The 6,151-nt window shown below is 39.7% G+C and carries 3 protein-coding genes, 1 pseudogene and 1 other annotated feature; all 4 genes and pseudogenes read right to left on the reverse strand.

Annotated features, from left to right (window positions below; all coding sequences use genetic code 11):
- Nucleotides 1–115 precede the first annotated feature (115 nt).
- Nucleotides 116–1,018, reverse strand: coding sequence for a methylenetetrahydrofolate reductase [NAD(P)H] (metF, locus tag HZL42_RS08770; protein WP_219283293.1), 903 nt, complete (start codon nucleotides 1,016–1,018; stop codon nucleotides 116–118).
- Nucleotides 1,005–3,281, reverse strand: coding sequence for a 5-methyltetrahydropteroyltriglutamate--homocysteine S-methyltransferase (gene metE, locus HZL42_RS08775; protein ID WP_219283294.1), 2,277 nt, complete (start codon nucleotides 3,279–3,281; stop codon nucleotides 1,005–1,007). Before metE ends, metF begins: the two co-directional genes overlap by 14 nt.
- An 87-nt stretch (nucleotides 3,282–3,368) precedes the next feature.
- Nucleotides 3,369–3,624: a binding site (T-box leader), on the reverse strand.
- Between the two features lie 309 nt (nucleotides 3,625–3,933).
- Nucleotides 3,934–4,848: pseudogene (locus tag HZL42_RS08780) on the reverse strand (DNA/RNA non-specific endonuclease); the annotation flags it as partial.
- A gap of 118 nt (nucleotides 4,849–4,966) precedes the next feature.
- On the reverse strand, nucleotides 4,967–5,989 hold the full coding sequence (locus HZL42_RS08785; protein ID WP_219283296.1) for a hypothetical protein: 1,023 nt from the start codon (nucleotides 5,987–5,989) through the stop codon (nucleotides 4,967–4,969).
- Nucleotides 5,990–6,151: the final 162 nt, after the last annotated feature.

A 6,151-nucleotide genomic window follows, 5' to 3' on the forward strand; every position in this document is an offset into this window, starting at 1 on the left:
CTAATTTATTTTGAACCCATCTACAAGACCATTGTATTAAATAATCCGCTTAATGCAATTATTTTGAATCAAAAAGAGTAACCAGTGAATTAGCACTGATTACTCTAGTTTGAAATTATTTAACCTTTAGCTCGCCATCGTCCTTAACCTTAGTCGCCCCAAAGATGTTCTTGGTAGCATCCCAGATTCGTTGGGCCACATCTGGTTTATTCATCGTATAAAGGTGAATTCCATCGACCCCCTGTGAAACTAAATCCACAATTTGGTCGATTGCGTATGCAATTCCAGCATCCTTTAATGCAACCTTATTGTCGGCATAGCGATTCAAAATCTTTTTGAATTTTTCAGGAACAGGGACTCCTGAAATTTGCGCAATCCGTTCAATTTGGTTTTTACTGGTACAAGGCATAATTCCAGCCTCCACCGGAACATTAATGCCAGCTAACGCTAACTTTTCTTGAAAGTCATAGAAATGGTTATTATCAAAGAATAGTTGGGAGATTAAGTGGTCGCTTCCAGAATCAATCTTTAGTTTTAAATGGTTGATATCATCCAAAAATGAAGTGGCCTCTTGATGACATTCTGGATAACAAGCACTAGCAATGTTAATGTTTGGATACTTTTCATGCACGTAGGCAATTAGATCGCTCGCGTGGTTAAAGACGCCCCGGGGGGACAGTCCAGGAATTGCATCCCCACGTAGGGCTAAAATATTATCAACGTTAATTGATTGAAGGCGCTGAATTAGCTGATCAACTTGAATTTGATCTTGATATAGCCCTGGGACGTGCGCAACTGCTGGAATGTTAAGATGATTTTGAATTAAGTTTACTACCGCTACCGTTCCATCGCTTTGCGCAGAACCACCAGCCCCTAAAGTGACCGAAATGAAATCCGGATTAACGTTCTTTAAGGCCGTCAAGGTCGGTAATACCGTTTCCACGGAAGAATACTTCTTCGGTGGAAAGACTTCAAGTGAAAACACTGTTTTGTGTTTAAAAAGATCAGCTATGTTCATAAATGCTCCCCCTTACTACTTTAGTGGCTTCCACCATGTTCTTTAGGCTATCAAATGATTCCTTTTCAGAACGGGTCTTAAGCCCACAATCTGGATTGATCCAGATTTTATCAACTGGTAATTTACTAATGATCTGTTGAATCAAGTCTTGAATTTCTGCTTCAGATGGAATCCGTGGTGAATGGATATCATAAACCCCTGGTCCTACTTCAGTTTGGAAATCATCGGCCACTAATTCATCAATTAATGTGAAATCAGCCCGGGAGGCTTCGAATGAGATCACATCGGCATCTAGGTTATCGATTGCCTTTAGGATGTCACCAAATTCGCTGTAGCACATATGAGTATGGATTTGGGTTGATTCTTGAACGCCACTGTGGACTAATCTGAATGCTGGAACTGCCCAATCAAGGTATTCCTTGTACCAGTCGGACTTCCGTAATGGTAGGTTTTCCCGTAAGGCTGGTTCATCAATTTGAATGATCTTAATATCGTTCTTTTCAAGGTCCAATACTTCGTCCCGTAATGCTAATGAAATTTGAGTAACGGTTTCCTTTCTAGCGATATCTTCTCGTGGGAATGACCAGTTAAAGATGGTTACTGGTCCGGTAAGCATTCCCTTCACCCACTTGTCCGTTAATTGATTAGCATAAACGGAATCAGCAACCGTAATTGGTGCGTTTCTGCTAATGTCACCCCAGATAATTGGTGGCTTAACGCCCCGGGTCCCATAAGATTGAACCCACCCGTTTTGGGTAAATACGAATCCATCTAATTTTTCACCAAAGTATTCAACCATGTCGTTTCGTTCGTATTCACCATGAACTAACACGTCTAATCCTAAGTCTTCTTGAATCTTGATGATTCTAGCAATCTTATCCCGGTTAAATTGATCGTATTGTTCGCGGGTAATTTCTTGGTGTCTAAACTTCCGCCGGTTTGCGCGCACATCTGCTGTTTGGGGGAAGGAACCAATCGTAGTGGTTGGTAACACTGGTAGTTTAAATTCTGCCTTTTGTACCTTTTCACGTTCGCTCCGTTCGGGAAGGCGGGTGTAGTCATTAGCACTTAATGCGTTAATTCGATCGTGAACTGCCGTGTTGAGTGGATGCTTAACGTTTTTAAACAATGCTTGGTTCTTAGCTAATAAATCTGCGCCTTCTGCATCGTGGTTGACAATGTGATCTAAATCAACTAATTCGGCTAATTTTTCAATCGCAAATGCTAAGTGTTGCTTAACATCTGAACCTAACTTATCTTCATTGGCAGCTGAGTAAGGAACGTGAAGCAACGAACATGAGGTGCTTAATACAACTGGTGCATCTGTCTTAATTTCACTAAGCAATGCTAGGGTATGGTCGTATTGATTCCGCCAAATGTTCTTCCCGTTCACCACCCCAGCAAAGAGGTGCTTATCAGCTGGAAAGCCGTGTTGATTAATTAGATCAACGTTTTGGTGCCCTTCTAGCAAATCTAATCCAATCCCGTAAAATGGCTTGTTAACTACGTCATCATAAACATCCCGAATGTCCCCGAAGTAACTTTGTAAAATGATGTTGACACCGGAATCATCAGCTAAAATTGAGTCGTATAGTTGATTAAAAACTTCTTTTTCAGCGGCATCAACATCAAATGATAATGCGGGTTCATCAATTTGTAAGAACTTAACGTCCTCTTGATTTAACTTAGCAAGTAGTTCTTGATATGCTGCAATCAATGGTTGAACAAATTGAGCTGGCTTGGTGCCATCCAAGAATCGGGAAAGCTTCAAGAGGGTGTATGGACCAACAATCACAGCCTTAGGATTAATTCCCGCTTCCTTAGCTTCGCTAATTTCATCAAATAGCTTGTTCCCAATTAATTTAACGTCAGTCCGCTTGGTAAATTCTGGAACGATGTAGTGGTAATTTGTGTTAAACCACTTTTTCATTGGGAGGGCCCGAACCGTTTCAGTATCTGTTTGGTATCCCCGTGCTTGTGCAAAGTATTCATCTAATTCAGAAACGTTCAAATCGCGGTACCGCTTTGATACAATGTTGAGTGACACTGCTGTGTCTAGCAGGTTATCGAAGAATGAAAAATCACCAACTGGAATTAAATCAATCCCGGCATCCTTTTGGGCTTGCCAGTGCGCAACTTTAATTTCATGCGCCTTTGCTAATAATTCAGATTGATCAATTTGGTGCTTCCAATAATGTTCAGTAGCAAATTTTAATTCACGATGTTCACCAATTCTTGGAAATCCGATAATTGTTTTTGTCATATTCTAAAACCCCTTAGATTGTATTTACATAAATTAGAAAAAATGCATAAAAAAACGCCCCTAGATAAACAGCTCTAACTCTGCTCATCTAGGGGCGCATTATGTACGCGGTACCACCCTAATTTAGCTAGTCAAGATCGGACTAGCCCTCAATAAGTACACTAATAACAGCTATACTCAAACAATTTAACGGTTGTTAATCGTAGTAGGTTTATTATTACTAACTCACCCACTATGTGGTTACTCCAAGACCATCTTCACTAATCGCTTACATACCACTTCTCAACAACCGTGGCTTTCTGTGATGCTTACAACTAATTACTCATCTTTTCTCAGTAACTTTTAATAATTTATGTTGAACTTATAATATTCCTTTTATTTTTATTTGTCAAACAAAATTTGAAAATAAATAAAAAAATCCCACTAACTAATTTAGTGAGATTGATTTATCCGCTTAATACCGGTGATAGTAGTGGTATTTGGGGTGAGAATAATTTTTGTAATAGTCATGGTGGTAACGATAGTGCTTATAAATACGGTAAGTAGCGTACGCCCCCGCAGCAGTGCCCCAGGTTGAATGGTGACTCCGGTACCGGTGATCGCTGCCAAATGAATTGTTGTCATAAAAAGTTGGGGCCCCCGCAGGCGTTGGCACGGTCATTGAATGGTCAATCTTCGAGCGCCCAGAAGAATAGTCAAAAACCACACCGGGTTGAACGTTAAATAAATATACGTTGAAATTTAATTCCCCGTTAGTCGAAAGCGCCTGTAGATGAACCCCCCGCGCCATTAATTCTGAACCCCTAAAAATTGGTTGAACCTGATAGATAACCCGCTCACCATCCCGCAGGGCGTCGCGAACCTTCGTTTCATAAATTGTTTGAACCCGTTGATTACTGAACGCCGTCTGGGTAAACAGATTCTTCGGGTTATTTTGATCTCCAGACTGATCACTAGGATTATAGGTTCCATCAACGGAAATACCCTTTGATAAACTATACGCAATCATGTGACCCCGATTAATGATGGCCGTATGATTAATAAACTTCTGATGCCATCCAGTTGGATAAACGGTTTGGGTTGTCCGCAGGGAGTCATTAGCAACGTTGCGACTCTCTAGATAAGCTGTATTAGCAGCAGCAGTGCGGTTTAACCCATCTAAATCAGCATATTTAATATGATTACTGGTCCAGTCGCTGGCTTTTAAAGTACTATTCCCGCCATTAACGTTTATGTATGCTGCTTGTCCGCTATGGTAATTTTTAGCTGCTAATTCGGCAACTAAGTCTGCGGTTTTTTGATGCTTAGTTGAATGTTGAACCTTGCTAGTGGAATGCTCCTGATTGGAACTCGCCTTGGCGTGCTCACTAGCATGCCTGCTTGTTTCTTTAGAGCTCCCATCGCCTGCGGATGAGCTCCTTCGCTCCACCCGACTACTCTGCTTGCTACTTGAGTTATTGTCACCATTTGACTGACTCCCAAATGCGTAAATTATAAACAAAAATGCAAAAATAATTCCAATTGTGGTTCCCTTTTTACTCGTCTTAGTCTTTCTTCTTTTACTCATTTTCAAGCCCCCTTGATTTAGTTCCTAATTAATTATTAAATATTTTTTAAGATTATTCAACACAAAAAAGCACCCGAAATAGTTTCGAATGCTTTTTGAGTTATTAATATTAAATTAATTAGAATGAACCCTTCATGGTCATGATTTCATCAGGACGAAGTGTGATTAGGTAACCCTTCCCACTCTTATTGAAGATCATCCCTTCAAATTCACGGTTAGTATCAGCATGAATGTACTTAACATCTGACTTGGAAAGGTTGTTCAACTTGCCAGCTGGTGCTGAAACAATACTTCCATCAGAAATAAAGTAAAGGCGGTTATTCTTTGGATTGTATGAGAAACCTTGTGGAATCGCACCGGCAGCATGTCTGATGGCGCTTCTCATTAGGGTAAAGTGAACCCCCTTAGTTGAGATGGTCCCACGGTAAATCTTGTAAGCTCCTTGAGGAACACTTCCACCACCACTCTTAACGTAAGTGTAAGCCCGACCGTACTTATCAAAAGTTAAGTTATTATCAATGGAGCTACCATTAGTAGAGAACTTAAATTGAACCCGGTTAGTTGGCTTCAAAGTCTTTTGACTAACTAATTCAGCTGAAGCACTAGTAGCAGATCCACGAGCAATATTTAAGTACCATAATTGCTTAGTCTTTGGGTTATAGGATAATGATTGTCCATGCCCCCCTCTAAAAGTAGGTCCAACCTTAATTGCATCAGTAGGGAAAACGTGGTTTTGGAGTTTACTCATATCGTAACGAACGATGTAGTCATTAGCATCATTATCACTTTCACTCCGGTTTTGGTTGTACATTGCGTACAAGTACTTACCTACCAACACCCCACTCTGTGGAGAACCTTGACTGGTCATTAAAAAGGCATGGGTAGTAAAACTAACATTAGTAGCACCACCACTAACCTTAATGTGGTTAAGATTACCGGCATTATTTAGTTGGTATTTTCCAAAACTATAAGTTGGTAAACTTCTAGTGATGTTAGGGTTTTGAACTACCCTTACTTGAGGAATGCTGGTAACAGCAGCCTGTTTTTGATTATATGTAGACATCGCGTTTACAGAAGTAGCGCCCACGCTTGAAAATAAAGCAACTGTTGCTAGCGCAGTTGCCCACTTTGAAAACTTCATATTCAACAACTCCAATATTTAATTTTTAATTCATTAAATTAATAATTAATATTTAATGAATGGATTAAGAATATTATATCATAATGTTAAAAATAATTAAAATAAATTTAAATTTAAAAAAAGCCAATTTCTAGAATTTAGAAATTGGCTTTTAATTATGAA

This window comes from Lactobacillus sp. Sy-1, from assembly GCF_019303535.1.
Taxonomy (GTDB): domain Bacteria; phylum Bacillota; class Bacilli; order Lactobacillales; family Lactobacillaceae; genus Nicoliella.

What these genes read in the sequence shown, in the direction of transcription:
- metF (WP_219283293.1), bottom strand. Translation starts at nt 1,018, where the DNA reads ATGAACATAGCTGATCTTTTTAAACACAAAACAGTGTTTTCACTTGAA.
- metE (WP_219283294.1), bottom strand. Translation starts at nt 3,281, where the DNA reads ATGACAAAAACAATTATCGGATTTCCAAGAATTGGTGAACATCGTGAA.
- HZL42_RS08785 (WP_219283296.1), bottom strand. Translation starts at nt 5,989, where the DNA reads ATGAAGTTTTCAAAGTGGGCAACTGCGCTAGCAACAGTTGCTTTATTT.